This is a genomic window from Chelatococcus sp. HY11 (assembly GCF_018398335.1).
Classification (GTDB): domain Bacteria; phylum Pseudomonadota; class Alphaproteobacteria; order Rhizobiales; family Beijerinckiaceae; genus Chelatococcus.
The window spans coordinates 292338-317398 of sequence record NZ_JAHBRX010000001.1 but is presented as its reverse complement, the minus strand read 5'-3'; the positions used below and the strand labels follow the sequence as shown (position 1 = coordinate 317398).

General features: G+C 61.7%; 26 protein-coding genes and 2 tRNA genes. 2 read left to right on the top strand and 26 right to left on the bottom strand.

What is annotated here, in order from left to right; all coding sequences use genetic code 11:
* From KIO74_RS01645 to KIO74_RS01565, 18 genes are all read right to left on the bottom strand, one after another.
* On the bottom strand, window positions 1-4935 hold the full coding sequence (locus tag KIO74_RS01645; protein WP_213329905.1) for a phage tail length tape measure family protein: 4935 nt from the start codon (window positions 4933-4935) through the stop codon (window positions 1-3).
* 79 nt (window positions 4936-5014) lie between these two features.
* Window positions 5015-5275, bottom strand: coding sequence for a phage tail assembly chaperone (locus tag KIO74_RS01640; protein ID WP_213329903.1), 261 nt, complete (start codon window positions 5273-5275; stop codon window positions 5015-5017).
* A gap of 68 nt (window positions 5276-5343) precedes the next feature.
* A complete protein-coding gene (locus tag KIO74_RS01635) occupies window positions 5344-5799 on the bottom strand; it encodes a phage-derived protein YdaY family protein (protein ID WP_213329901.1) in 456 nt (151 codons plus the stop codon).
* 105 nt (window positions 5800-5904) lie between these two features.
* Window positions 5905-7380, bottom strand: coding sequence for a phage tail tube protein (locus KIO74_RS01630; RefSeq protein ID WP_213329899.1), 1476 nt, complete (start codon window positions 7378-7380; stop codon window positions 5905-5907).
* Window positions 7381-7464: 84 nt separating this feature from the next.
* A complete protein-coding gene (locus KIO74_RS01625) occupies window positions 7465-7875 on the bottom strand; it encodes a phage tail terminator-like protein (protein WP_213329897.1) in 411 nt (136 codons plus the stop codon).
* A gap of 4 nt (window positions 7876-7879) precedes the next feature.
* A complete protein-coding gene (locus KIO74_RS01620; protein ID WP_213329895.1) occupies window positions 7880-8479 on the bottom strand; it encodes a hypothetical protein in 600 nt (199 codons plus the stop codon).
* Window positions 8479-8799 (bottom strand): hypothetical protein, encoded by a 321-nt coding sequence (locus tag KIO74_RS01615; RefSeq protein ID WP_213329893.1) that lies wholly within the window; start codon window positions 8797-8799, stop codon window positions 8479-8481. The genes KIO74_RS01620 and KIO74_RS01615 overlap by 1 nt, the downstream gene beginning before the upstream one ends.
* A 14-nt stretch (window positions 8800-8813) precedes the next feature.
* Complete coding sequence (locus tag KIO74_RS01610; RefSeq protein WP_213329891.1) at window positions 8814-9440, bottom strand: head-tail connector protein; 627 nt, start codon at window positions 9438-9440, stop codon at window positions 8814-8816.
* A gap of 1 nt (window position 9441) precedes the next feature.
* Window positions 9442-9624, bottom strand: a complete 183-nt coding sequence (locus KIO74_RS01605; protein WP_213329889.1) for a hypothetical protein — start codon at window positions 9622-9624, stop codon at window positions 9442-9444.
* A gap of 51 nt (window positions 9625-9675) precedes the next feature.
* Window positions 9676-10956, bottom strand: coding sequence for a phage major capsid protein (locus tag KIO74_RS01600; protein WP_213329887.1), 1281 nt, complete (start codon window positions 10954-10956; stop codon window positions 9676-9678).
* A gap of 83 nt (window positions 10957-11039) precedes the next feature.
* Window positions 11040-11648 carry an HK97 family phage prohead protease gene (locus tag KIO74_RS01595; protein ID WP_213329885.1) on the bottom strand — a complete coding sequence of 203 codons (609 nt, stop codon included), beginning with the start codon at window positions 11646-11648 and terminating at the stop codon, window positions 11040-11042.
* Window positions 11645-12895 carry a phage portal protein gene (locus KIO74_RS01590; protein ID WP_213329883.1) on the bottom strand — a complete coding sequence of 417 codons (1251 nt, stop codon included), beginning with the start codon at window positions 12893-12895 and terminating at the stop codon, window positions 11645-11647. Before KIO74_RS01590 ends, KIO74_RS01595 begins: the two co-directional genes overlap by 4 nt.
* The gene (locus KIO74_RS01585) at window positions 12895-14439 is read right to left on the bottom strand and encodes a terminase large subunit (RefSeq protein WP_249730824.1); all 1545 of its coding nucleotides are present in this window, start codon (window positions 14437-14439) and stop codon (window positions 12895-12897) included. The genes KIO74_RS01590 and KIO74_RS01585 overlap by 1 nt, the downstream gene beginning before the upstream one ends.
* Window positions 14439-14828 carry a hypothetical protein gene (locus KIO74_RS01580; protein WP_213329879.1) on the bottom strand — a complete coding sequence of 130 codons (390 nt, stop codon included), beginning with the start codon at window positions 14826-14828 and terminating at the stop codon, window positions 14439-14441. Before KIO74_RS01580 ends, KIO74_RS01585 begins: the two co-directional genes overlap by 1 nt.
* 218 nt (window positions 14829-15046) lie before the next feature.
* Window positions 15047-15337, bottom strand: a complete 291-nt coding sequence (locus KIO74_RS01575) for an HNH endonuclease (RefSeq protein WP_213329877.1) — start codon at window positions 15335-15337, stop codon at window positions 15047-15049.
* Window positions 15338-15480: 143 nt separating this feature from the next.
* A complete protein-coding gene (locus tag KIO74_RS32120) occupies window positions 15481-15603 on the bottom strand; it encodes a hypothetical protein (RefSeq protein WP_283772104.1) in 123 nt (40 codons plus the stop codon).
* 14 nt (window positions 15604-15617) lie between these two features.
* A tRNA-Thr gene (locus KIO74_RS01570) sits at window positions 15618-15693 on the bottom strand.
* Between the two features lie 150 nt (window positions 15694-15843).
* A tRNA-Tyr gene (locus tag KIO74_RS01565) sits at window positions 15844-15931 on the bottom strand.
* Between the two features lie 214 nt (window positions 15932-16145).
* Here KIO74_RS01565 and KIO74_RS01560 point away from each other — a divergent pair.
* A complete protein-coding gene (locus KIO74_RS01560) occupies window positions 16146-16400 on the top strand; it encodes a hypothetical protein (RefSeq protein ID WP_213329519.1) in 255 nt (84 codons plus the stop codon).
* Between the two features lie 202 nt (window positions 16401-16602).
* On the opposite strand, the gene KIO74_RS01555 is transcribed toward KIO74_RS01560, so the two are convergent.
* From KIO74_RS01555 to KIO74_RS01530, 6 genes are all read right to left on the bottom strand, one after another.
* On the bottom strand, window positions 16603-16854 hold the full coding sequence (locus tag KIO74_RS01555; RefSeq protein WP_213329517.1) for a hypothetical protein: 252 nt from the start codon (window positions 16852-16854) through the stop codon (window positions 16603-16605).
* A gap of 81 nt (window positions 16855-16935) precedes the next feature.
* Window positions 16936-17619, bottom strand: a complete 684-nt coding sequence (locus tag KIO74_RS01550) for a hypothetical protein (RefSeq protein ID WP_213329514.1) — start codon at window positions 17617-17619, stop codon at window positions 16936-16938.
* Window positions 17616-17969, bottom strand: a complete 354-nt coding sequence (locus KIO74_RS01545; RefSeq protein ID WP_213329875.1) for a VRR-NUC domain-containing protein — start codon at window positions 17967-17969, stop codon at window positions 17616-17618. The genes KIO74_RS01550 and KIO74_RS01545 overlap by 4 nt, the downstream gene beginning before the upstream one ends.
* Window positions 17970-18279: 310 nt before the next feature.
* Entirely contained in the window at window positions 18280-20601 is a 2322-nt protein-coding gene (locus KIO74_RS01540; protein ID WP_213329872.1) for a bifunctional DNA primase/polymerase, read from the bottom strand.
* Window positions 20602-21017: 416 nt separating this feature from the next.
* Window positions 21018-21983 carry a hypothetical protein gene (locus tag KIO74_RS01535; RefSeq protein WP_213329870.1) on the bottom strand — a complete coding sequence of 322 codons (966 nt, stop codon included), beginning with the start codon at window positions 21981-21983 and terminating at the stop codon, window positions 21018-21020.
* A 294-nt stretch (window positions 21984-22277) separates the two neighbouring features.
* Entirely contained in the window at window positions 22278-22805 is a 528-nt protein-coding gene (locus KIO74_RS01530; protein WP_213329863.1) for a hypothetical protein, read from the bottom strand.
* Between KIO74_RS01530 and KIO74_RS01525 the strand changes: the two genes are divergently transcribed.
* Window positions 22782-23636, top strand: coding sequence for an XRE family transcriptional regulator (locus tag KIO74_RS01525; protein ID WP_213329861.1), 855 nt, complete (start codon window positions 22782-22784; stop codon window positions 23634-23636). The two genes, KIO74_RS01530 and KIO74_RS01525, sit on opposite strands and share 24 nt — an antisense overlap.
* Window positions 23637-23950: 314 nt before the next feature.
* Here the strand turns inward: KIO74_RS01525 and KIO74_RS01520 are convergent, their stop codons facing one another.
* Both KIO74_RS01520 and KIO74_RS01515 read right to left on the bottom strand, forming a co-directional pair.
* Window positions 23951-24154 (bottom strand): hypothetical protein, encoded by a 204-nt coding sequence (locus KIO74_RS01520; RefSeq protein ID WP_213329859.1) that lies wholly within the window; start codon window positions 24152-24154, stop codon window positions 23951-23953.
* A 219-nt stretch (window positions 24155-24373) separates the two neighbouring features.
* Complete coding sequence (locus tag KIO74_RS01515) at window positions 24374-24622, bottom strand: helix-turn-helix domain-containing protein (protein WP_213329857.1); 249 nt, start codon at window positions 24620-24622, stop codon at window positions 24374-24376.
* Between the last annotated feature and the right edge of the window lie 439 nt (window positions 24623-25061).

Genomic DNA, 25061 nt, shown 5'->3' with positions numbered 1-25061 from the left:
TTACCGGCGCCCGATGGCCTGGCGCTCGATCGCCACGGTCTGCTTGTTCACCGCCGACGACGTCGCGCGCGACGCCTCGACGTTCTGGCCAAGGAGCCGCTCGACGACACCCGTGAGGTTGGCGACGTCATTCCGCAGCGCCCGGATTTCCTCCTTGGCGCCGTCGTCATTGGCCGGCGCGCGGCCGGTACGGTTGATGTAATCGAGCACGGGATAGGTCGCCGGATTGACGGAAGGCGCACGGGTCACATGCTCCCCGCCTGCCAGGGCGATATTGCCCCCGCCGGCATAGCGGGCCATGACGCTATCGACATCCCAGACACCATTGCCGACAAGGCCACCACGGGCGTAAGCCCCAACGATGCCGCCGAGCCGCATGGCGCCGGCCGCCTTCGCATCGGCGAAAGCCTGGTCGAGCTGCGACGTCGACAGATCCGACTTCACCCAGAAATCAAGGCCGGCCTGATCGGGCTGGCGGCCGAAGTATTTCTGATAGAGGGACGTGACATAGGCCGTGCGCTGGTCGGGCGTGCCCGTGCCGTTGCCGATCTGGGCGGCCTGTGCCGCGGCCAAGGCGGCAACCGCCGCATTCAGCTTTTCGATGCCGGCCGCCACCGTCAGCACGCTGTCGTTGACCGTAAGCAGCCCACTGACCTGCGCGTCGAGCGCGGAGAGCTGCGCGCGGGCGATGTCGAGCTCCGATTGCGACTTGCTGCCGACCGCCTCAAGGGTGGACTGCACCTCCTCGAAGATCCGGGCATAGACCTCATTGAAGCCGTAATAGGCCTTGGATTCCTCCAGATACCGGCGCGCCGCGTCGGCGAGCTGGTCCATGGCCGTCTGATCGCCGGCCATCGCCTTCGCCGCCAGATCCTGAAAGGTGGCCTGGGCTTCCTGCTGCTGCTGCCGATCGTTGTAGGGCGACAGGCTGTCGTCGAAGCGAAGGTCCGTGCGCAGCTTGCGGATGGATGAGGTGAAGGCTTCCAGCCGCGAGATCGTGGCGTTGATGGTGGAAGCCTGCTGCTCATAGGCCCGCTGAAGATCCGAGCGAGCGTCATCGACCGCGCGCTGCGCTTCGTCGACCTTCTGCTGTGCCGCGCGCGCCGCCTGTTCGGCCGCCTGCTGCTCAGCCGCTTTGGCCTTGGCCGCGAAGTCATTGACGATCTTCACGCGCTCGGCGGCAAGGGCAAGCTCGAGATCGGTGATAGCCTGCCCGCCGGCCTTCACTTCCGCTTCACGCTCGCGCTGCGCCTGGCGGTCGAAGGCCTTCAAGGCGCCTTCCAGCGTGCTGTTGTCGTTGGCCGCGTTGAAGATGCGATCGTAGTAGCCTTGCTGGCGCTGGGCGATGGCAGCGAGGTCGTTGCCCATGTCGGCGAGCGCCTGCGAGAACTCCTTCACGACGCCGGCCAGCTCCGGGAACTGCTGCACGAGGGCGTTGAAGGCGTCGCCCGCGAGTTCGGCGCCATTGACGATCTGCTGGGCTTCGGCCGCGAAAACCTTGGCCGCGAGCGCGCCATCGAGCCCGAGCGCCGCCGCATCCGACAAATCCTTGCGGTACTGCGCGATCTGATCGCTGATCTCATTGATATAACCGCGATCACTCGCCTCATTGAGGCGCCGCTCAAGGCCATCGGTGAAGGCCGACCGCAGCCGATCCATTGCCGCGCCGACGCGCTGGTTGATGGCGTTGGCGGCATCTTCCGCCGACATCCCGAGATCCTGAAGCACCTTCGACAGGCCGGCAGCCGTGCCGTTGATCGACTGGATTTGCTGCTGCACTTGGGTAAGCGTCTTGGCCTGGTCGAGCATCGACAGGGCGTAATCGATCGAGGCATCACGCGCGTTCTGGATCTGCCATGCGCCTTCACCAAAGGCGGTCGCCGTGTCAGCAACGAAGGACTTGGCGCTGTCCCCGAACTGCTTCACCGCGTCGGATGCCTGCTTGAACGGACCCTGAGCACCGAGCCCGGCGCGCAGCTCGTCGATCGTGCCGGAGAAGTCGGCGCGGAATTCGTCTTTCAGTCGGTTGACGAAGGTGTTGTAATCGTTCTGAAGTGCGATCAGCTCATCCACATGACCAGCATTCACGAGCACCGGGCCAAGCTCATTCAGCTTGTCGATGCCGGCCTGGATCTGCTGCTGAATGTTGCCCAGCTCGTCACCACGGAACATCTGACCTAGTTGCGCGACCTGCGGCTTGGCAGCCTGATAGTTCTCTTCAGCCTGGCGACGCAGCTCTTCCTTGCGCTGCTTCTGAGACTGTGACGCTCCAAGAAAGCCGAGGCCGCCACCGAGCAAAGCCCCCACACCTGCGATCGCCCAGCCGACCGGGCCGGTGAAGGCCGCGGTACCCAACAGTGACGCTGCAAGTGCGCCGCCACCAATTCCGCCAGAAAGAGCGCCAGTAGCCGCACCCATACCGGGTGAGCCTGCAGCCATGCCACCTCCGTAGGCGGCGCCTAAACTTGCCAGGGCTGTTATGCCCCCCATCAACGCCTTACCGTCAACGCCAAATATGCTCCCGACAGCCGAGCTGCCGGATTCGCCGCCCGAACCGATGGCCTTCGTGACGCCATCCGTTGTGCCTTTGGCCACAGTCTCTCGGAAAAGCTTGATGTCGTTACCCATCAGCATCCCGAAAAGACCGCCTTGCTGGCCCTTCTCGGAGGCTTGTAGCCCGAGAATGCCGGCCAGCGGGCCCTCTCCAGTCAGGAGAGCCTGAAGACCGGAGCGAAGGAATACGTCCGCCAGGCTTTGGAGCGCCTCCTTTAAAGAGCCAGTGCCCGAGATAAGGTCCTCGACGAACCCGGATAAGTTATCGCCCAGGAACTGCTGAGCATCGTTCAAAGCACGCGTCGCCCGCTGCGAATCCTCAACGGTCTTTACCCACCGAATTAGCTCTTCAGTTTGTTGTTCAAAGGCCTTCTTCTGAGCTTCGGTCGCTTCCTTTCCGTCACGCTGCTCAGCCTTAAGCATCTGCTGAGCCGCGCGAAGGCGCATCACCTCTTCGCTGCTCTTTCCATAGCCTTGAGCCTCTAGCTTGAGCTGCTCGATGCGCTGATCAGTGGACTGAATGAGACCGTCGATGGCGCTCATCTCGTCCTTGTTCGCCTTCGCTGCGGCGTTGGCAGCCTGCTGACGCGCGATAGCCCCCGCGCGATCAATCCGCGCCTGCTTGTCCAGCGCCCCGACAGTTTCGCCGATCAAATCAAGGCGTGCCTGCTCTTGTGCGGCAGCAGCTTTTTCCGCAGGGGTTTTCGCCTGAAGGGCCTTCAGCCTCGCCTCGTCCTTTTGGCGCAGCAGATCCTCTTGCGTGATGATCTTGCCGTTTGCCATCTCCATGGACTTGTAGGCCTGCGTGACCATATCGAGAGACCGCTTCGTCTTCTCCAGGTCAGTCACGCGGTTGGCGCCGAGACCATTCACCGTTGTGTCGAAGCGATCGAACTGACCGTTGGCCGTATCGACCTGCTTTTGCAGATCAGCTGCCTGGGCCTTGAGCGTACGATACTTCGCTCCCATCGGGTCTAGGCCGTCATTGATCTTGTCGACCTCCAGGGACAGCTTCGCGGCGCCCTGTGCCGCCTGGCCGAACGCAGCTTTGAAATTGTCGCCGGCGATGGATTTCTGAAGGTCCAGGATCTGACCGTCTAACTGCTTCAACTCGTTAGAGAATTTTCCACCACTGAGGTTGTCCCAGAAGGAATCGTAGGAGCCGATCTTCTGCCGGCGCTCAAGAAGCACCGCCAACTGCTGAGCCTTCGGTGCAGCCGAGATGGCCTGACCGATCCACGCGAACGCATTGCTCGCGGCCTTCGCGACGGTGTCCCACGCTCCAGCGAGACCGGTCGTCGACACCGCCGCCCCGTCGATCGCCGGGCGCAACGCATCAATGAGAACTTTCTGGGCTCCGATCTGGTCGTTCTGGTCGACCAGGGAGCGGATATGATCGCGGGTCTTGCCGTCGAGGAAGCCCAACGTCTCGTTGAGCTTGTCTGCGCCGGCGAGCGGATCCGAAAAAGCGCGGGATAGCTCAGATGCTGCGTCGCCGGCCGCCAGGCCCACCGTCTTGCCAAACCGCTCGGTGATACCGATCAGGTCTTCGAAATTACTCAGGCCGATCTTTCCGGTCTTCGCGAATTCAGCGGCCATTGAACGGGCAGCAGAGACGGTCACGTTTCCCGATTTTGCACCAGCCTCAGCCATCCGATTGAGATCGTCGACCGTCGCGCCAGTGGCGGCGCCAACGCCCTTCAGCGACTGCTGAAGTTCGGATTGACCGTCATTAAACGCCTTGTAGGCAAGAAGGGCAGTTGCCCCGAGGGCAACGAAGGCGGTGCCGGCTGCGGTGACCGGGGTAATCAAGCCACCAATTGCGCTTCCGATGCCCTTGACGGCGCCCGAAACGCCGGTCTGGCCAAGAATCTGCGCAATCTGGCCACCCTGGCTCGCCAGAACCTGGAAGGGGCTGGCACCCATCGCCAACATGGTGGCGACGTCGTTGAGCTGGTAGCCGAGATTTTGGATGTGGTGACCGGCGACCTTGCTCGTGTCGCCAACTTTGACGATACCAGTCGCAGCATTGCTGTTTGCCGCTTCCAGAGATTTCGACTGCCGAATGACATAGTCCTGCACACGAGCATATTGCTCGGTCTTTTCCGCGGCTGTCCCGCGCCCGCGATCGAGTAGGGCCTGCGCCTCGGCAACCTGCTTGGTCATCCGGTATTCGGTATCGAGGCGACGAGCCAGGCGCTCCAGAGACTTCTCGGCCGACAGCGCCGTACGAGACGTATTCTCGGTGGCGGTCGCCATGGTGTCGCCAGTGGCAGCAACGCGTCCCTGCGCGTCGGCCATCTTGTTCAAGCCGGCAGTTGCCTGCTCGACACCCGACGTCGTGGCCTGGATATCGATGCGCTTGATCGCGTTCAATTGCATGACGCACTCCGCAGTCGAGAGATCTCCCGAGCGTGATTGTGGAAAGTTTAATGAGGTGGGCAGTGTATCGGTCGATGGGCTAAGCTGTTTTGGCTGGGCCGCTTTTTTGCTTGTTAACCGACTCGAGATACACCGCGTCCATCACGCGAATGGCGCGTCGAAGGAGTTCGAAATCTTCGGCGCCATCGTAACCATATCGAACCGCGTATCTGTCAATCGACGAGAACGGGATAGGCCCGACGCCGAAGCTGATGGATCTATCCGTTGCGAGCTCATTGAAAGCGGCCAAAAGATCGCTCTCAAGAGGATCGAGATCCGGCGGGAGCAAATGCTCCGGCACGGGTAACCCCCGATCCTCGAAATTGGCGATCAGGGCTGCGCTATGCCGGCTCCAACCCTGCTGCCACTCTACTGCGGACTGGAGGTTGGAAAAGGGTACTCAGCCTCCCCCTGAGCACCCCCCTCATCCTCGTCAGCGAATTCCTGGCCGCCCGCAACGAACGACGCAGCCCACTGAACCGCCGTGCGGAAATGGCGATAATCCTTGTCGGTGAGGAACGTGCGGGCAAGTTCCTTGCTGTAGGGCACGTCTTCGTCCCCATTCTTGAGATTTGCCCAGTCGATAAGGACTGTCTCGAGCAGCGCCTCGCCGATAATGCTTTCCATGAGTGCGGGCGGAACGGTGCCGTCACGATGACGTGCACCTTTCGGCACATTGCGAAGCTTGCGATTGAGGAACCGCTTGAAATCCTCATTGCCCTCGCCGCGGACTTTGAGGCCGAGGTCTCCCATTTCTGGGATCTTCCGCACCCACTCGCCCACCTCGATTACGGCGCTATCGACCTTGATGCTATTGATATCCATAAGAAACACTCCTTGTCATGGAAAGGATGGCGGGCAGCGCCATGACACACCGCCCGCCGGCCGCCCCCGGCGCGTTGGGCGCCGTGCGGCTGTCGTTCTGCGGCGTTACGCCGGCAGATAGTGGAAGCGTTGGACCGCCATGGTGTAGCCCAGCGTCGGGTGACGGATCGCCTGGAAGTTGGCCGACAGCATCACGTCGGCATTCTTGCCGCTGACGCCCGGCGCGCCGGACGAGTATTTCGTGTACGGCATGTCGATCAGGATCGAGGGCCGCGCACCGTCCTGACGACCGAACAGGATGCTGAAGTTCGACGGCGTGTTGCCGAGGACGGCCTCGTAAATGGACTTGTCGCCGAAATAGAGTTCCTGCGTGCCCGTCACCGCGAATTCGCCGTTGCCAATGCCAACAGCACCGATCGAGCCGACCGCGTTCTGCGCCCGAAGGTTGTTATTGATCTCGACCGTCGCCGACATCACGAAGTTCGGGCCGGTGACCGCGACACCGCCGATGCCGATCCGTCCGACGTTGGACGAGGTGTTGAGCACATCGCCCGTGGTCGCCGCGATATCGGTCGCACCAGAGACACGGGCTGACAGGATCTCAGCCTCACGGCCGATGTAGCCCTTGGTGTAGGTCGCGATCTGCTGCGCCGGAGCGCTGATGCTGAGCGTGTTCAGCTCCAGACCACGGAAATACTCGTAACTAACCGGGGAGTGATCGAGATACTGGCGCTCGAAGGTGGAGGAACGCTTCGTTGTGCCGTTTTTGAGGAAATCGCCCGTGAAGATCTGGATCGTCTTGCCAGTGCCAGTGTCGGCATTCCAGCCGGCCGGTACCTGATCGAACGAGAGCTTGCCCGCGGCGATGGCCGACACACGAGCCCATCCATTGTTCGCGGCGGTCCCGAACTGGGTACCCGTGGCAGATCCGCCGATCTTCACCCATTCCCCGACGTTGAGCCCGAGCGTGGTGAAATCTAGAGCCGTCGCAGTGAGACCATTGCCGCCGGCGGTGACGGCCGCGACGTCAGCGGAAGCCGCCTCGAAACCGACGACGCGGGCTGCCGCACCGACAGGGATAGGGTCCGCCTCGATCGCGAAGGTGGCAGCCGGAAACACGATGGTCGTCGCAGTGGACGAGGTGACCCGTGCCAGCTTGTTGTTGGCCGGTGTGGGAAGGCCGCTCAGCGCGACAAGATGGCCAGCCTTGAAGGCTGCGCCACCCGACGCCACGGTGACCGTGGTGGCGGTGACATCCGAGATCTCGGTGTCAACGGTCGCGACGACGATCGCGGGTTTGCTGGCCCACGTACCCTGGAGCGCTTCCTCGAAATCATCGTCCGCCGCGCCAAACGACAGTTCACCGCCGACATCGCCAGCGACCTGGAGGCCGACGAGGATGAGGTCAGCGACCTGGCGGTCGGCGCGGATCTCATTCGATGTGACGGTCTGTGGGGCGGCATTGAGGCCGCTCGACGTCTGCCGGATCTCCTTGAAGGCGGGGTTGGGCGGCGTGGTGCCGGCGGTGACCTCGCGGACTTTGGCAAGCTTGACGCGGTTGGTTGACTGCAGATCGGCCATGCGGGCCTCCAAAATGGTCGTGCGGGTTCCGCAGGCGACCCGAGAAAAGCGAGCGATCGGCCCGCCGGTGAATTGTTGAAGGGGTCAGCCGAGCGTGTCGGCGTAGTAGGGAACCGCGAAGGTCACGGTGAAATAGTTGTCAGAATAGTTCCGGCCATCGAGCGTAGGGGCTGACGGCGCCCAGGTGGTGACACCGTCGAACTGCTTCGCCTGGAAGATCATCGCCAGCTCATCAGCCCATGCGAGAGCCGTATCGCGCCCTTGGCCACGATCGGTGCGCAGGACAAAGCGGATGGCGCCTTCCTCGCGAAAGACGTTGTTGCCCGGCGCTCCGATGGTGATCTGTCCCCGGTTCGCGACGGGGTACTGGACCTCCAGGAAGGCGGATCCATCTTCCGGGCCGGTTGGCTCTTCGTTGATGTCGAACACGGGGCACCGCGTCCACAGAGCGGAAAGCCGCGCCTCGACGGCGTCGGCGACTGCTTTGCTGGGCATCCGGCTACCTCAGTGTGATGATGACAGCCGGCTGCCTGGTGTCCGGATCCTTCGTGGATCCGGCAACAGTCCGGTATGAGAAGCGGATGCGGGCCATGTTGCCGAAGCGGGCATTGGCGAGCGCGGCGACAGCCTCAAAGACGCCGTCCGGAGCCTTCTCAGAGAAGCCGCGCTCGATCTTACGGGCATAGGGCTGGATGTTGACGAAGGCATATTCCTGAGCATCCGGCACGTTCAGACCGGGCTCGATCTCGACACCGTCCGCATAAAACTTGTGAGAGCCGCGATAGCGGCCCGTGAGGACGGGGGAGTGCAGGACAAGCTGCTCGCCAATCCAAGCGAAGATCTCGTTGACCAGGTCGAATTCGAAGACGATCCGGCCGTCCGGCTTCACGCTATCGAGGGGGGCGCCTTCCTGGCCGTCGACGAAGGCGGTGTGAGGCGTCTCGTGACCGAGGGCCTGCTTATTCTGCACTTGCGCTTTAGCAAGTTCCTCTCGGGCGAAATCGGCGATGATCTTGCTACGGGCTTCAGGGCCAACGCTCGATGACAGTGCAAGAGCAATGTCGCGGTCGATCGGATCGACCTTCACCTTGACAGCCATCAGCCTGGCACGCCTTCGCAGTCGAGTTCGATGCGTACCACCTGACCCTCTACCCGCTTGACGCGCGGCAGTTGGACAGTGCGGACCTTGCCATCAATGAGGATCTGATCGAGGCGCTTCGGGATAGCAGGCAGGCCGGTTGGCGAGATGATCACGACCGAGCGAACCGCGGCCACGCCGTTGCCGCTCTCCACCGCGCCCGTGTCTCTGACATGGCCCTTAATTGGCGTGTCTTCATCTGGCGTCGGCGCCTTGCGCGTCTGCCGGAAGACGATGTCGGTGCCATCCGCAGCCAAAGCGGCATCCAGATCGGCGATCATTTCATCGGGGGTCATCACAGCAGTGGCCAACAGCGAAAGGGCTCGAGAAAATTGGCAACAGCTTGGCGCGTGATCGCGTCAACCGATCCAGTCATGTCCCATTCGCGGGAGCCAATGCCCTCGACGACCTTCTTCTTCAGATTCACATCGGAGCCGGTCAGGCCATACTGCGATCGAACTAGTAGAAGCATTGCAGAGGACAGTGCCGGCGGCGCCGTGACGTAGCCTGCAACAGCATCAACGGTGATGCGCGAGCCGGATTGGATTACCGGCCAACGCACACCGAAAGCCGGGACAATCGAGACCGTGAGATCGTCGTTGCGGAGCTCGTACCGTGTCGGATCCAGCGTCTGCACAACTCCATCAGCGTCCCTATAGCTGATCGAGGCCACAGACTGCACCGGCGCGACAGGAACACGTTCGAAATCGCCGAACCTATCGCACTTCACTCTCAGCCTCTGGGATGGCACTCTGACGGCGCAATAGCGCTCGACATGATCCCGCGCGGCCATGATCAGCAACGTGAGCGTGTCATCCAGGTCCGTTCGGCTCAGCGGAATGCCACACTGACGCTTGGCCTGATCGAGCGTGAGCGGGGCCGTGCCTTCCGGGGCTTCTATGACAGTCGCGGGATACCACATACTAGCCTCGCTTTTCGGGCGCTGGCTTCTTTGTGGCGCGCTCGACCTTCTCGTCAGCGACCGGGACGGCAAATCCGGCCTCAATCATGCGCGTCGCCTCTTTGGTCGAGAAGCGATCCGTCTCCTCATCGGGAGACAAAGCGAAGTCAGTGCCGGCGATGCCGACGAGCATCTTGATCTTCATGGGGATCACCTCGGTAGGGGTTGGCGCCGCGATGTACGGCGCCAACGTTGGTTACGAAGCGGCGGTGATGAGGTGCTTCACCGCAGCAGTGTCGCCAAGCTCACCGTCGAAGCGGATGAGGCCAGCGATGCCGAGATCCGGCCAGAAGCGCTCACGAAGGACGCCAATGACGGGAGATCCGACCTTTCGTACAAAATACTTGCTGAAATCGCCGAAAAGCATGACCTTTTTGGCCGCCGCGAGCGCATCCATGTCGTCATTGATGCTGTAGCGGTAGCCGAGCAGCGTGCTGGGCTCGCCCGTGGTGATATCGCCCATGGCCCAAAGGTAATTGCCCTGGCCGTCCTTCAGCTTACGGATCGCCGCCAGGGTCGTATCCGCGAACATGAAGCGGGACTTCGGGGAGCGGCGATAGGCCGAATTCACCGAGTGAAGAAGATCGATGATCTCGTCGCTGGCGATCGCTGCGGTTGCGGTGGCAGTCTTGCCGAGGCTCGACGCCGTGACGATGCCGTTGGGATCGCCAGCGCCGTCGCCGACAGTCAACTCCCTGTTAGCCAGGCGGCCAAGGCGCTCACCGAGCAGGTCACCCAGCAGGGATTCGACGTTGAAGATCGAATCCTGTGCCAGCTCCATGGAGAAGCGAATGAACTCGGTATCGTAGACGTAGGCATCAAGCGACTTCTGCCCGAAGGTGACGTCCTTGCCGCCGTCGTCAGTGAGGGCCGTCGCTTCCGTATGCTTCTCAGCAGTGACGGCGGTGTCATCGACGGTCGGGATCTTGATCGGGTTGCCGCTTGCCGTGTTGAGGACGGTGCAGATGTCCTCATCGTACATCGGCCCCCAGGCCTTCATCGTCTTGATTATGAAGCCGGCAAGCTCGGTCGGGACCGTGAAGCCGCCGGCAGTCGTCGCGCCGGCAGTCTGAGCGCGGAACTCAGCCTTTGCCTCAGCGCCACGGCGAAGAACGGCGCGCTCTTCCGACGTCAGTTCGGACGGATCACCGCCAACGGCGAGGAACTTGTGAAAGACCTGACGATACTCCAGTGGAGCAGCGTCAGAGCGGCCGGGAGCCTCAACGTCACGGCCAGTCGGGCGACGGGCGCGCCGCTCGGCCTCGGCTGCATCCGACTGACGTTGTTCAGCCTCAGCTACCCGCATTTCGCGCTCGATATTGCGATCGAGCCTGTCAAGATCCGCCATGATCCTGTCATGGCGGCCCTCAAGCTCATTGGCTCGAGCCTCGTCGGTGTTCGTCTTGATCGCATCGAGAGCTTCACGGGCCTGAGTAACCAGTTCGCCGCGCTTCTGCTGCATTTCAGTAAGGGACATTGACATACCCAATAAAAAAGCCCGCTAAGCGGGCTGCTGTGGTTTCTGGCAGGAGGCTCCCGCCCTCCGGCGTCGCCGGGTGATTAGGGCGCTTCCTGCCGGATGCCCCGAATTGACTGTTCCATGTGAGCTTTGCGCTCTGCGATGCGTCTACGCGCTGCGGTCGCGTTGCTACGCCGGCGCTCGCCGTCTGTTCGGATCGCTTCAAGCGATCGCATCGCCAAGCTTGTGTCGTCGTACGCCGGAAAAGCGACGGCGCTGACCTCAAACAGGTCGACGCCCAAAATGGTGCGGACCGGCCTGTCGCCGGATTCGTCCCACTCTTGTTTGGTCACGCTGAATCCAAACGACATGCCCGAGATATCGCCACGCTGGACCAGGGTCCAAAGATCGCGACCATCGACCGTGTCCGGAACGTCGATCTCGACCCGCAGGCCGCGGCTATCCGCCGACAACCGAAGCGTACCTGATTTCGTCCGGCCAACCACCCGCCCCGTGTCATGGTTCACAAGGGCGCGCACATCAGCGTTCAAGGCGGCGTCGAATGCTCCGGGCGCAATGCGCTCCACGAAGTAATCCCCGATCGTTGTGTCGCTGTTGAAAACCGCGGCGTATCCAATCAGGGTCCGCTTGCTGTCATCATCCCGCGCCTCGACACCGAGCGTGCCGCCTCTCTTCTCGAATTCTGTCATGCCGCTTCCGCCTCAGAGCCGCTGTTATCGTTTGCGGGCGGATCCTCGCCACCCGTTACTTGCTCACCCAGTGGCACCGTGGCGCCCTGAATGTGCAGCTTTGCAGCCCAGCCGCCATGTGCTGGCAGGTTTTCCAGCGCCCTTACTTCGTCAGGGGATCGGATTCCGTTCTGTACGGCAGTGGCGTACCCGGTCATTCGCGACGTGAAATCACCGCGCATCAATCCGTCCAGGTTGTGCTCGACATACCGATTTCCACGACCGCGGCCGAACATCTTCAGGTTCATCTCGCCTTCCAAGGCGCCGGCCCATTGGCCGATCAAATGCTTGACGAGATGAAGATCCTGCTGCTCAGCGTTAGTGAAGGTGGCCCGAGTTAGATCCTGCAGAAACACAGGCGGCAATTGCCAGCCTCTGGCGATCTCCTCGACCTGGAAGCGCCTCGCATCGGTCATCTGCCCTTTTTCAGGGTCAATTCCGACTGGCTTGAGTTCGTACCCTGGCGGGATAGGAAAGACCGGTTCGCGCTTTTCCTTGGCGGCATCTATCACGCGCTTGATGTCCCGCCGCGCTCGTTGCATGGCCTCGTCGCCAGCAGGCACCGGGCCGGTAAGCGCCAGCGGCGGTACGCCTCCCCCAGCAAAGAAGTTCTTGCCGTAGTCAGCCATTGCCAGGGCTTGCTGGATTGCGCTACTCGCCCGGTCGATCGGGCCGTAATGCGACAGCCCGTCGTGCTTCAACATGAATGGGACATCGATCACGTCAGCAGACGGGTACTGCTTGCCGTCACAGGTATAAGTCGTCACCCCAGCCGCCCGACTGATAGTCGTCGCCACAGGATCGAGGGGCCAAAGGGCCTCGATGCCCTGCGGGGTCCGCTCTATCCATGCAAGCCCCCGGCCACCGGTAAAAACCTGTTGCCAGAGGTACTGGCGGAATTTGAAGCTATCCATGTTGTCGTTCGGCGCGTCATGAACGACAGTGTGGATCTTGCCGGAAAGACGCTCAGCGCCGTCTTTGGTGGAGCGGTAGGCATGTAGCGGCAAAGCTGCCAACGTCCGCGACAGGAAGGTGACCGCTGCAAGAACGGCCGGAACAGTGAGGGCGCTGTCCGTGGTCACATTCGGCATGTCCACGGGCCTGACGCCGAAGAATTCTATGAACTCCCCATAAGGGGCGCTCACCGTCACCGTCGACCGCTGCTCGTTGGAGCTCACCCGACGAAGCTCATATCCAAATATCTTCATCAGGCCACCAAAGAGTAGCTGGGATCGTCCCAGGGAGATGTCGCTGGCGCAGATTCTTCGACGAACTCGCTAGCCACTCCGACCGCCATGGCCAGACTAACCATTCCGTCGATACGACCGCGGCTCTGCGCCTTAGTCAGTTTGCGGTTACCGGCATCATCCGGCTTCGCGATAGCGTTCGCCGCGCACATGTTGAGCACGGGGTGCCCGCCGTGCCTCAGCTTCTGATTGACCGCCAACGTCTCGAGCGCCCGCAACGCTGGAGACATGGAGACGAAGCCTTGGCCGAACTCGGCGAAGCGTTGCTCGATCTCATCTTCAGAGAAGCCAGCCCGGATCAAGCAAGGGCGGAAGTGACGGAAGTTGTAGCGGTCGAATGCGATCTTCTGAACGTTGTAGCGGTCGAATACACCTCGCAGATACCGCGCGATATAGTCGTATTCGATACTCCGAGCGTCCGGAATAGCGTTCAAGGCACCGCTATCGGCCCAAACATCATAGGGAACCCGATCCGCACGAGCCCGCTCGGCAAGTCCATCGCCCGGCAGCCAGAACGTGGGTACCACGTCCCATGCTCCACCCCCAGCCGGCGCCACGAGCACCAACGCTGTCAGGTCAGTCGTTTCAGACAGGTCGAGACCGCCGTACACCAGGCGACCGGTGAAATCATGGTCCGGCTTTGCGGAGCACGCCTCCCAAACAGCACGCGGCATGAAGGGGCTGTTTAACTCGACCCTCTGGTTGAGGACCAAATTGCGGTATGCTGCCTCGCGAGACGGAAGGCGCCGCGCTTCTTCCATCATCTGCAGCGTCTCGGCTGGATTCTGGAAGTCGCCGAAGGCGGGGTTGGCGATCTTCACCGCCTCTTCCGTAAACGGGTCTATGCTCATCGGCGCCGTGTACAGAAAGACGCGGATCTTTGGATCGTTCGACTTGATCGCGTCGTCAATCAGGACGGACAGCAGGTCCGCATCGGTCGCCGCCTGCGTCGAGATCACGATCGATAGAGGATTTTCCTGCGCGCCGGTGGCGGTTTCCAGGGCTTCATAGAGCTCCGACCGCGGGCCTTTTACCTGGCCAAGCTCGTCATGCACGATAAAGATCGGCGACAAGCCGTAGGCTGTACCGGCATCGGCAGAAAGCGCCCGATACTTTGTGCCCAGTTCGCCGCAAACAAGCTCCTTGCCGGAGTCCTTGATTGTCACATAGTCCCGCAGACTCGCGGAGATCCGGACGCACTTGGCCGCCAGGTTGAAAATGACGGATGCCTGCTCTCGCGACTGGGCCGCGCTATAGAGCTGGCTGTTTGGCCGGGCTTCCGGGCCGCAAAGGTGGAGTAGCAGGAGGAAGGCGGAAAGGGCCGTCTTGGCGTTCTTGCGACCGAGGCTGACAATCGCGCGGCGCGTGTTGCTCGGATTGTCATAGATGCCGCGAATGATGTCTTTCTGCCAAGGCCTCAAACGAACAGGGCGCCCGATGTGGGCGCCCTCTGGGATGTAACAGTGCTTCTCAATCCATCGACAATTGCGTTCACCGCGCGTCATCAGCTCTCCCAAGGCTTCGTTGATGCCGTGCCTGCCTTTTCGGCGCCGGTGTTCGCGTTCTTCGCGTTGTATCTGGACTGCTGCGTCAGTCTCATGCGGGTGGCGAGCGATGAAAGCGCCCGTCCCTCTCGTTCGGCCATCTTGGTGAGCTTATCGTAGCGCTCGACGCCGTCTTCGGTTTCGAGATCAGCCGGCGGGAATTTGTCGATCGCCTTCGCAAGGATGTCGGCGCGCTCAACGTGCCGGACATATTGGACCAGCAGCGCATGTGTCTCCCGAGTAAACCAATCCGCCGGCAGCCTGTTGACCACCGCGCCCCACTCTCGTTTTTGCTTGGCGGTGAGGCCCGCTGGAGGCCTCGGCCTCTGCCCAGGCAGCATCGCCGGCACAGCTTCCTTGCTGGCGGCCGATTTTCTACCTCGGGTTGCCATGGCGTCCTCAAATGCCTTTTTTGTTGCGGTTATTCAGAAGTCGTCACCCCAGTCGGTACCCGCCCCTAAATGTGTGTGAAATATGACACACCCCTCCCCGTCCCAAAATGGGACACGGTCGATAGTTGCGCGTGAAACTATCTGGCGTGCCAACTGGGGACTGGTTTCGTTTGAAACTATATCGGCCAGCCGTCGAGGCCGGTCGCGGTGACGATCTGACCGTTCTCGATTCGCTTCTTGTGGCTGTCGTGACACCGCTTGCAGAGGCTCTGCAGGTTGCCCGGATCGAAGAACAGCGCGGTGTCGCCGCGATGGGGGATCTTGTGATCCACAGTGTCAGCCGGAGTGACGTCGCCAACCTCCTCGCACATCACGCACAGCGGGTGGGCAGCGAGGCAGGAGAGACGCAGCTGGCGCCATGCGGCCGTCTTGTAGAGGCCGCGCCATGGCCGTCGATCGTCCGCCATTGATCGCCCTCACAAAAACGGCCGGGGAGCGCAACGAGGCGCTCGACCCGGCCGAGGGTCGCCTTGCGGCGATCAGGTACCGAACACGCTAACCCACATGCAATGAATGGCGTGCACCCAAAAGGCGATCGTGACGGCGTGCATCACAGCACCCCGAACCACCAGAGAAGCCCGATGGTCGGGAGGATGATGCGCCATAGGATTTCGCCGACAGCGATCAGCGCCAGCCCGATGATGGCGCCAGCGGCAAGCATCTTTTTGCCCATGATATTCCTATGATTGGAGCCGCCGGCAGGAATCGAACCCGCGACCTGTGCCGTACAAAGGGACTGCTCTTCCAGCTGAGCTACGGCGGCTGATGAGGTGGTGCGGGCGAGGCCAGCAACCCCTCGCAAAGTGAAATGCCCTGATCAGGCGGGCACCCACGGCATGCTGATCACCGTGTCACCGCACCAGGCGCGGGCTCGCCGTGTGGGCAATCCGCCCCGGTTACTGCCGCGCTGAACTGGTGGGAAGGGTAGGAGTCGAACCTACTCAGCAACAAAGGCAGCGGGTTTACAGCCCGCCCCAACTCTCCGGCTTTGGCGCCTTCCCGAATAATCCCCGGCCTTTGTCCCGTCGTGATCGGCCTAGGAACCCGATCCGGTCGGATTTGTCTCCGAGGGTCGGCGACGGCGGCCGCGCATCGTGCGGCACGTCACCTGGGCCGGCGGCATAGCGGCGAGCGCCAGAGGCAGTCCGGGAATGACCGTGGGTTGACTCAGCAATCTCAACGTGAACAAATAGGGAACATTTATGGAGAGAAACGATGGCCCATATCGAGATCTCAAACATCCCGCCGTTAACCGCGGACCAGCTGAGTGCAACGTCAGTTCGGTACTATGCCGTCTGCAAGCACTGCCATATCATCAACGAGCGCGGGATCGCTATTGAGCCCTACGACGACCTCCTGCCCTCACAGGAACAACTACAGGCCGCCAATATCCCCCAGGCGCTCAACATCGTCTGCGAGCAATGCAATCAGCAGGACTTTGAATTCGAAGTGGTCGGCACATCGCAATGACTTTGCGCCACTGTCTGCGGAGCCATACGACGTCCGCTTTGGCTTCGGGCTTTCATGTCCGCGAACGAACCGCAGGCATCCACCCTCGTGGCTCTCCCGTGTGAATTGGTGAGCCGCCCCGGCACACAGCCAAGGCGGCGTCGTTACGTGGGCAGTCCGATCGCTGAGCGCATCGGCAAACTGTTAGCCTGCCCAAATTCTGCTATGCGGCAACGGCCATGGCGACAGGTGGGTTGTTGTCATTGGCTGCCAGGCCAGCGTTGATCATCGCCTGATGGAGCGGGACGCTTCCATCCACGCCGAACTGCTTCAGCAGCGCTTTGTCGCGGGCATGCGTTCTGCCCTCGGTCATGGAGATGTACAGGGCATCGTTGGCCCATGCGTCGCCCGTCAAAAGCGTGGCGTTGTCGTAGTCGCGATTGTCATAGTGGTCGAGGCTTGGACGCTTCGTCATCGAGGACGCGCTCCTGAAATTCGGTGGAAGTTGATTGGCTTCCCATTAACCCGCACGGGAGGGTGATCTGGTCATGAGCAGCTACGCTGCTATGTCTTCTCGCCTGATTTCGCCAAGTGCGTCGCGGATAGCGATGAGGCCCATGTGGGCGACAGCCTTAGCCGCTCCAGTTGCTGCATTGATGTTTCCCGAACCGAGTGCGCGCCCAACCCTCTCCAGCGTAGCGCCGTGCAGCACAAGATCCTCGAAGGGCTCAAGGATGAGGCCCAGCCGGCTGCGCAACTGTGCCAGCAAGGCCTTGTCGTCGATCATCGCATTGACCTTGGCGTCGCCGTTCCACTTCTTTGCGACCTTCGCGCCGTTCTGCGTGCCGATGTCGCCGGTCACCTCCACGGCGGTTAGCTTCCGGGCCCCCTTGTTAACAACCTCGCCCTTCGCATTGAGCCAGGTTCGCTGATCGAGCGGCATGAACTCCATGCCCTGCGATGTCCCTCCCAGCAGCGCGCCGCTCGTCGCGCTGGCTTCGATCTGCCGATATCGGATGGCGTATTTGAGCAGGTCGCCGTTCTTTTCGGCCAGTAGCGCCTTGGCCAGGGGCCATGCGATGTTGTCGTTGTCGGCCCTGCCGTCCCATCCCTCCCCGATCGCCTGTCGAGCCCTGATCGAGCGCTTCAATTTTTCAGCCGCTCGGTCGTCTCTCTTCCGCTCCGCGTCCATCGCGAGCTTTCGGGCCGAAGGGGCGTTGTCATTGGCTGCTATGGTCATTGGCTGTCCTGAATGCGCTGGCGCACGAGCGCCATGGTCTGGCTGGCTGCGTCGTCTTCGTCCTTGGCGATGACGACGGCCACGGGAGGGAAGCCCAGCTCGAGAATTTCGGCGTGGGCGTCGATTTGCTCTGAGGACAGCTCGCCGTCCGTGGTTTTGATCTCGATCTGCAATAATCGCCCGCCGGGGAGATAGATCGACAGATCGGGTTCGCCGGGTTCCAGCCCGGTTGCTTTTGCTATCGCTCGATCTCGGGGGCTGCGTTTGCCGGCGCTCATGCTGCCGGCATAGCGGAGCGGTTGGCCGGATTTCTTTGCTTGAAACAGGGCGCGAACAGCAGCGTGCTGCAAGCGCCATTCCGGAATTCGTCTGGGGGCCATCTGGATCCTGGTGGTGATGGCTATCGGTAGGGTGTGTTATGGGCAGCGCCAGCGGCGCAGCTTCCCCCGCTTCTCGGGACGGGGCTTGCCTATAATGTAATTAATACCCTTTTCTCAGAATCTACCCTTCTTTTTAGAGTAGATGTGTACCCCCCCTATATTTACATTATTAATATATGAAAGCCTTATGGGGTAAGGGAATCCAATGATGTAAGAGCGACCGAAATTTTTGCATCCTTACATCATTAAGAATGCAAGAATCGGCCGTTTGCATCATTGGCTACACCGGTTTTACATCATAGCCCTCCGTCAGTTTGAGGCTGAATCCGGCGCGCCTCGGGTTGTGGACCTTGGTCACCTCCCCGATCCGCACCAGCCTGTCGATGGCGGCGTTGACGTGCCGGTCCTCGGATCGTGAGATGCCCTTGACGCGCAACAGTGACGCCATGCCCATCGACCCGTCCTTTGCCTTCCGCAGGGCGGCGACGATCGCCTTGCAGAGGGACTCGAACTCGCTTGACGCCATGTGCTCACGCACGCCGCGATCGAGGCAATCAAGAGAGCGCTGCACGACGGCGTAACCCCACTCAACATCGTCGAGTGTGACGCGCGCTCGGGCGCCGTCACGGGACAGCGCGCGGATGGTGGCGAGCTTGATCGTCTGCTCGGCGGTGCGCCCGATGATGCCCTCGACGCCGTTGCGCTCCTCGATCTCGGCGATCTGCCAATCCTCGATTTCAAGCCAGCGGGCTTCGACAGCGGGGCTGTCCCATTCGACGACGTGGAGGGGGGGCCTGGCGCGGGAATCACGGTGGTTTGCGCCTGCGAGGTTGCCCCGGCCGAACTGGGTATTTGCCGCATCCTTGATGGCCGCTTGCAACGAAGGCGGCGTGATCATCACCGGAGGCGCCTTACGGCGCTCGGGCGTCTCGGTGGCGTGGATGACCGTCATGCGGTTCAGGAAGCCGTCCGATAGGTTGCCGTCCGCCAGACCGTCATAGAACGTTGAAGGCGTGGTCATGCCCAGGATCGACAGCGTGGGGCAGAAGATCGGCTCGGGATCGTCGCGCTTCGGATCCGCATACTGCTTGCCGGTCCACATGTCCGCCGACAGACTGTAGACCTCCAGGAGCGCGCGCCGAACCGTGCGCGTCCAGGAGGATGCGTTCTTGCCGTTCACACCCTGGAGGACCAGCCCGAACTCGTCCCACGCCACGACCATGGACGGGGAGCGTCGCAGGGCGCGCTCGATGGCGCTGTCGGCCGTGAAGTCGCCGGCAACGACGAGCTGCTGCAAGCCGGTGTCGACGGCCAGGGTCTTGAGTGCCTTCAACGGATGCCCCTTTCCGTGGGCAGAGGAGCCCAAGCCCACGAAGTAGACGTTCAGCCCCGCGCCGGTAGGTCCGACGCAGCGACGGCCGTACAGACCCGCCAGGAACGTCGTGGCGGCCATGACGGCATACTCAGGCACGGGACGCCGTCCATTGTCCAAGACCCACTGGGAGATGGCCTGCAGGAGCCCGCCGGCAGCAGACGGCGTGAACGGGTTGACGTTGGCACGTGGTGCCGCGACAGGCTGGGGCTCGGATGGCTCGGGCGCGGATTCCGTGGCAGCGACCTTCGGGAACCAGGCTTCGAGCCCGTAAAGGTCCGGCTCCTGGTAGCCGAGCTTTTCACGCAACCACTGGTCCGCGAAGTCGAGCCCGCAACCGAGCGCCTCCATGACGACGTCGAGGGCGGTGTAACCGCGATCCCCGTCATGGAAGTCCTTGATACCGTCGCGGGTGATTTTCAGATTCGGGTTGCGCTGGTGGGTGGGCCGGCCGCGATTTGACGGTCGCCAGAACGGCACAGCCACGTAGCCGCGTGGCGTCTTTTTGCATTTGGGGAGATCGAGCGCAGGCACCCACGCGTCGAGGTCTTCGAGCGCCTTGGCGTTGAGGTCGCGCCAAATTGAGTGGCCATAGCCATCGCCTTGCGGCCTGGGGGTATGCGTCGGGGCGTATCCAAACGGGGACAAAGCTTCCGCGATGCGCTCGGCGATGTCAGCGGGGAGTGTGGGCAGGCGATCGGGCGTCGTGGTTTCGAGCGCCTCGCCTATCCATTGATAAGGCCGTTGCGTCTCCGGGTGAATCGTTGGCGGGACGACCGTCTGCTTGCCGTGAGCCAGGAGGTCCACGACGCGCTCGTTGTTCACATTGAAGGCGGCCGACTTGATGCTGTCAGGCCCGGTATAGAAAGCCGTAAAACCCTTTTGCCCTCTTTTCATTATCGGGGATTCGGGGATGACCGCAGCCAGCGCTGCACACAGCTCCGGGTCGTCCGTATCGATGTCGACCGCTATGAGGCCCGCATAGCCCAGGGCCACGCAGACACCAGCGTCCGGCCAACGCTCCCAAGCGCGGGTTTCATAGTCGGTCGGAAGGCGAGAACAGTATTGTTGCCAATCGTTCCGGCCGTACCATTGCCCATAACTGTAGGAGCCTGGCCTCTTGGATCCAGGCCGACATGGGATCGCGCTAAAGCCCTGGTCGACGAGGGTACTGCCGGTCTGGTTATACGGCGTCAGCGCCGTGGGCGTGGTGGGTGTTAGGAGGGTCATGGTGAGCGCCTGTTATATTTGGCCTTGACGTTCCTTCCGCCTTTCGCGCGATCTTTCAGCCTCGGATTCTCCTTCAGGAAATCCATGAGCTCACGCGCTTCGTTGTCGTTCAGGGTCAGCCGAACGGCACCCCTGGCGATCGAGAGACAGATTCCCGTGTCGGACTCGAATCCTGGGCACATCAGCTCAAGGGGCGTTATTCGCGGGATGTGGGGCATGGCACCTGTGTGCGAAAAGGGGGACGGCTGGCGTACCAGTGGTGGGTTGCGAGGGCTTCTTGGCCAGCCGCTGGTCGGAACGCGAGGCGAATGGTACGTGGGTTTCGCTGGCCGTATCGCCGCAACGTTCCGATCGGCGTGTGGGTCGGGCGACTGGCTGCCGGGTTACGCACCTCCATTGGCCCGCCCCAGGCAGCGCTAGGAGCGCCGCCATTCAAGATAGAGATGTTTTAGAACGCGTTTCTCGACATACCGCAGCGCGCGGTTTGCGACGTGCGCGTCATAGGAATCCTTCCCTGTCTTGGACTCTTTGACTGGCAAGCCGAGCGCCTGCGCCTCGTATCGAGCGCGGTCGGTAAAGACCTTCTGGTACTCGGTAGCTCCGGGGTCATCCGCGCCGAACGGCGCCCTATAGAGCCCCATGCTGCCAATCACGTACTGGAGCCCGACGCGGGACACTGAGCGGCGGCGCTTGTTATAGCCGTGCGTCACCCAATCATCGGGCGTTGCGCCCTGCCCCGGCCGGCCCTGGGCTTTGCCGTCGATCACCGCAAGGCCCATGCGCTTCCAAACCGCCGAGACGCTCTTGTAAGTGCCCACGTCTCCGCATTCCCCTACGATGCCGGCAAGGGAGAGGTCGCCGAGCCCTTTAACGGACTTGGCCCACGCATGGATCGGCAACGTCCTGACGAGCTTTACGAGGGATTTCTCATAGGCCGCGCGTTGCCTTTCGATGGGCTCCAGCGCGGCAAGGTGCGGCAGGACGTGCGCGGCCAGGCGGTGCGGCTCGCCATTTTTGACGGCGGCGAATATAGCGGCGGCCTCTTTCTTATCGCCGCCCACGGCGCGGCGGAGAAGCGCGAGCGCTTGCAGAGTCAATTTGGTCTGCGCCGAGACCATGTCCTGCCTTAGCCGCCAAATTTCGATGATTTGGTCGGTGGTCTGCGTGATCTCGGCCGTCGGCTCGTAGGGCGCAAGCGGGACGGCGTCTGGGGTGGCGAAGCGAGGGAGCGGCTCTATTGTGGGTGGCGCGCCTGGGGTGGCCCCCTCGCTTCGGTTAGTGTTGCTGCTGGCGCGCGTGGCCTGGGTTCCGCGTCCGCTGTGGCCAGCAGCAATTCGTGAATTTCGGGTAGTCGATTCGGCGATCTCGGCGACGGATAGCATGGGTGTTCTCCTTGGGGTGCTGAGGGCGGAGGCTCGATGGGTTGCGCTCGTGCAGTGGCCCGCAGCAAGGGGTGGGATGGGGCGCGAATACAATGGGTTGTGCGATCTGGGTGGCCCCATCGATGAGGGTGGCTGGCGTACCTGTTCTGGGTTGCGAATAGGGAATGGCCAGCCGATTGGGTACGTGGGCGACAGAGCAATGGGTTTCGTCGAAGTCCTGGCCCACGAGTTCAAAAAATTTGGGGCGGGCGATGCACCAATGGGTTGCGCGCTCTTGTTGGCCCGCCCCGCCGCTCACGCGGCTTTCCTTCGGGACGACTGATGTCGCCCCAATTCTCTGGCGCTAAATACTTGGCGCACGAGCTTGCCATCAGGCACCGCGGCAGCAATTCTTTGCAACCACTGTCCCGTACGGACCATCGCGCTTCCCTGCGACATGTATCGGCGTGCCACTTCCGCGACCTGCGCCGCGGTCGCATCGCCGAGATGAACCGACTTGCCGTTCACGCGCAGCTCGTAGCAAAGCAAAGACTCCGCAGCCGCTCCGCCATAGGCGCGTGCCCTTTCGTTCGCCCGCTCGGTCGCGGCGGTGTTGGGGACACTACTGGCGCGAATTGTCATGTTGCGCGAGCGGGCGGCCTCGCCGACCAAAGCTGTGGCCCATCTTCTTATGATTTCATGGTGCCATTCCGGCCTTCGGCGGGCGATGGCAGCTAAACGGTCCGTCGCGGCGTCACGGTCGCCACCGGACTCGGCAATGAGTTGCGCAGCGATCTCTGCGGGGGAATCTGGTGGCGTGTGGACATCGAACTGTGCGGACATGTGGTTGGCCCTCATCAATTTGTACAAACAATTTGCATAAGAATCACCAAATTGTCAAACGGGAAATTAGTTGCGCTCGCCAACCCGTTGTGGCACAACGACAATTATTTTTTGAAGGAGGCGACGGTGACGCTTGGCGAACTGGTACGCGAAACGCGCACTGCAATGGGACTCAGCCAGGCTGCCCTTGGTGAGAAAGTCGGCCTGTCCCAGCAGGCAATTGCAGCCATCGAGCGCGGGGACGTCGCCGAGCCTAGGAATCTAAAGGCGCTCGTCGACGTTTTGGGGCTTTCCCTAGAAATTCACGGCCTATCGCCAAACAAGATGTCTCCGCGGGAAGTCCGAACGCCTTTCCGAGTCAAAGGGCAGCATCGTAGCCCGAGTGGCGTGACAACAGTCGTCCCCATGATTCCGGCGGGTCCGCCACTTGCGAAGGAGCTCCCTGTTCTGGGCGTGGCTGCGGGCGGCAACGCTGGCGCATTCCATATTTCCGACACGACATACGATACGGTCCCCGCTCCGCCTGAGCTGGCAAACGTTGCTGGCAGCTATGTGGTGTACTGCTACGGTGAATCGATGGTTCCGCGATTTTACGCCGGGGAGAGGGTCTACGTGCACCCTCGCCTTCCTGTCGCGAGGGGCGATTTCGTGGTCGTGCAGTTGGCTGAAAGCGGCGAGACGGAACCCACGGAGGGGATCGTGAAGCAGTTTGTTTCACAGGACGACGAATCACTAATCCTGCACCAGTTTAACCCGGAGCAAGACCTGGCCATCCCGATCGAGCGTGTACGGCATATGCATAAAATTGTTTTCAGCGGCCGGCCGTACTAATCTCACAAATACTAATTGACCAATACCATTTGTTATGCCACCTTGGTTGTCATCGAAGCGCCGCGTGCGCCGGATATCTGACAACGAGGGCACAATGGGGAACAGGCTACAAAAACATTCCGCCGCTGGGCGACACATCCCCCCAGCCAGATTGGGGGGAATACCCTCAGGCGAGCTGAGGTTGGGGACAAGCGTGGCTGGCGAGGGCATAGAGGGCGGTGGGTGGCAAATGTAACACGGTGTTACATTTGCCATGGAACGTCTCCGCCACGCTCATGAACCGGTCTGCAGCAAATCCGACAGCCTGTCGGATTTCACCCCACCACCGCCAAGACCTCCGCGACATAACCATCAAACTCCGCGGCGAGCCGCTCGAGCTCCTGTCTGGGGATCGTTACCACCTCCATCACAAGCCGCCTCGTGCCGTCCGGCCTGTAGAAGGCATACGACAGCACCTCGCCCGCGCCGACCAGCACGCCGTGGGCCGCCAGCCTGCGGATGCGCGTGTATGCCCTCATGCGGACCAGCAAAGGCGCCAGGCGAGGCTCCGCGCGCCGTGCGGCCGCTATCCTGCGGGAGATCTTGTAGGAGTGTGTGGCGGGGCCGGCGCGGGCTGTGACTGCGGATAGCAGGAAGTCCAAAAGCGCGTAGGTCGCGCAGATGCGCCCGTGCAGAGCGGCAAGGTCATCTGTCTAAACGAATCGGAATGATGGGGACGTGAGGGCTCGGGTGCGGGGTCATGGTGTGTCCTTCCGTAGCCGGACGCCCGGCCCGCCTGCTGCGGAGGTCGCATCCTCGTCGATGAAGATGATGCCGGCCGCTTCGAGAGCGGTCTGGATATCGCGGAGCGTCCTCTCATAAGGCGTCCTCCTGCCAGCCTCAAAATCAGTGAGCGTAGCGCGCCCAATCTTAGCTGCAGCGCATAAGTCGGCTTGCGACCAACCCAAAATTGCCCGCGCCGCCCTGCAACGAGCTGGATCAATCATGTTTTTTTCCTAAGGTCATGTAAAATGCATTGACTCCCACGCAAGATCAGGCTTTAATCATGGTGTTAGCTGATTTGCCTGACTTGGGCAAACACAACCTCCCCCTGGCCGAAAGGCTGCTGTCTTCATGTGCCTGCGAGACGGCCAGGGGGCTTTTTCTTAAAATCGAGGAGACTACCCAGATGACGTCCATTGCTGTCGCTGCCACTGACCCCTTGCCATCCAGAAGAAGAAGATCAAGCCGCCCGCCCTCGGAGGGCGCTAGGGCCGCTGACGAAGCGGCCCTCCTAATCGCGGCCCTTCTGACCGACATCTGCGACGCGATGCTGATAATTGGCCACGATGGCGAGCACGTTCATGCCGAGGTGGCCATGCCATTTGAGCTTCACGATCGGCTGTCGGATTGGTGGGGCCGAGTGTGTGAACGCCGCTATCCACC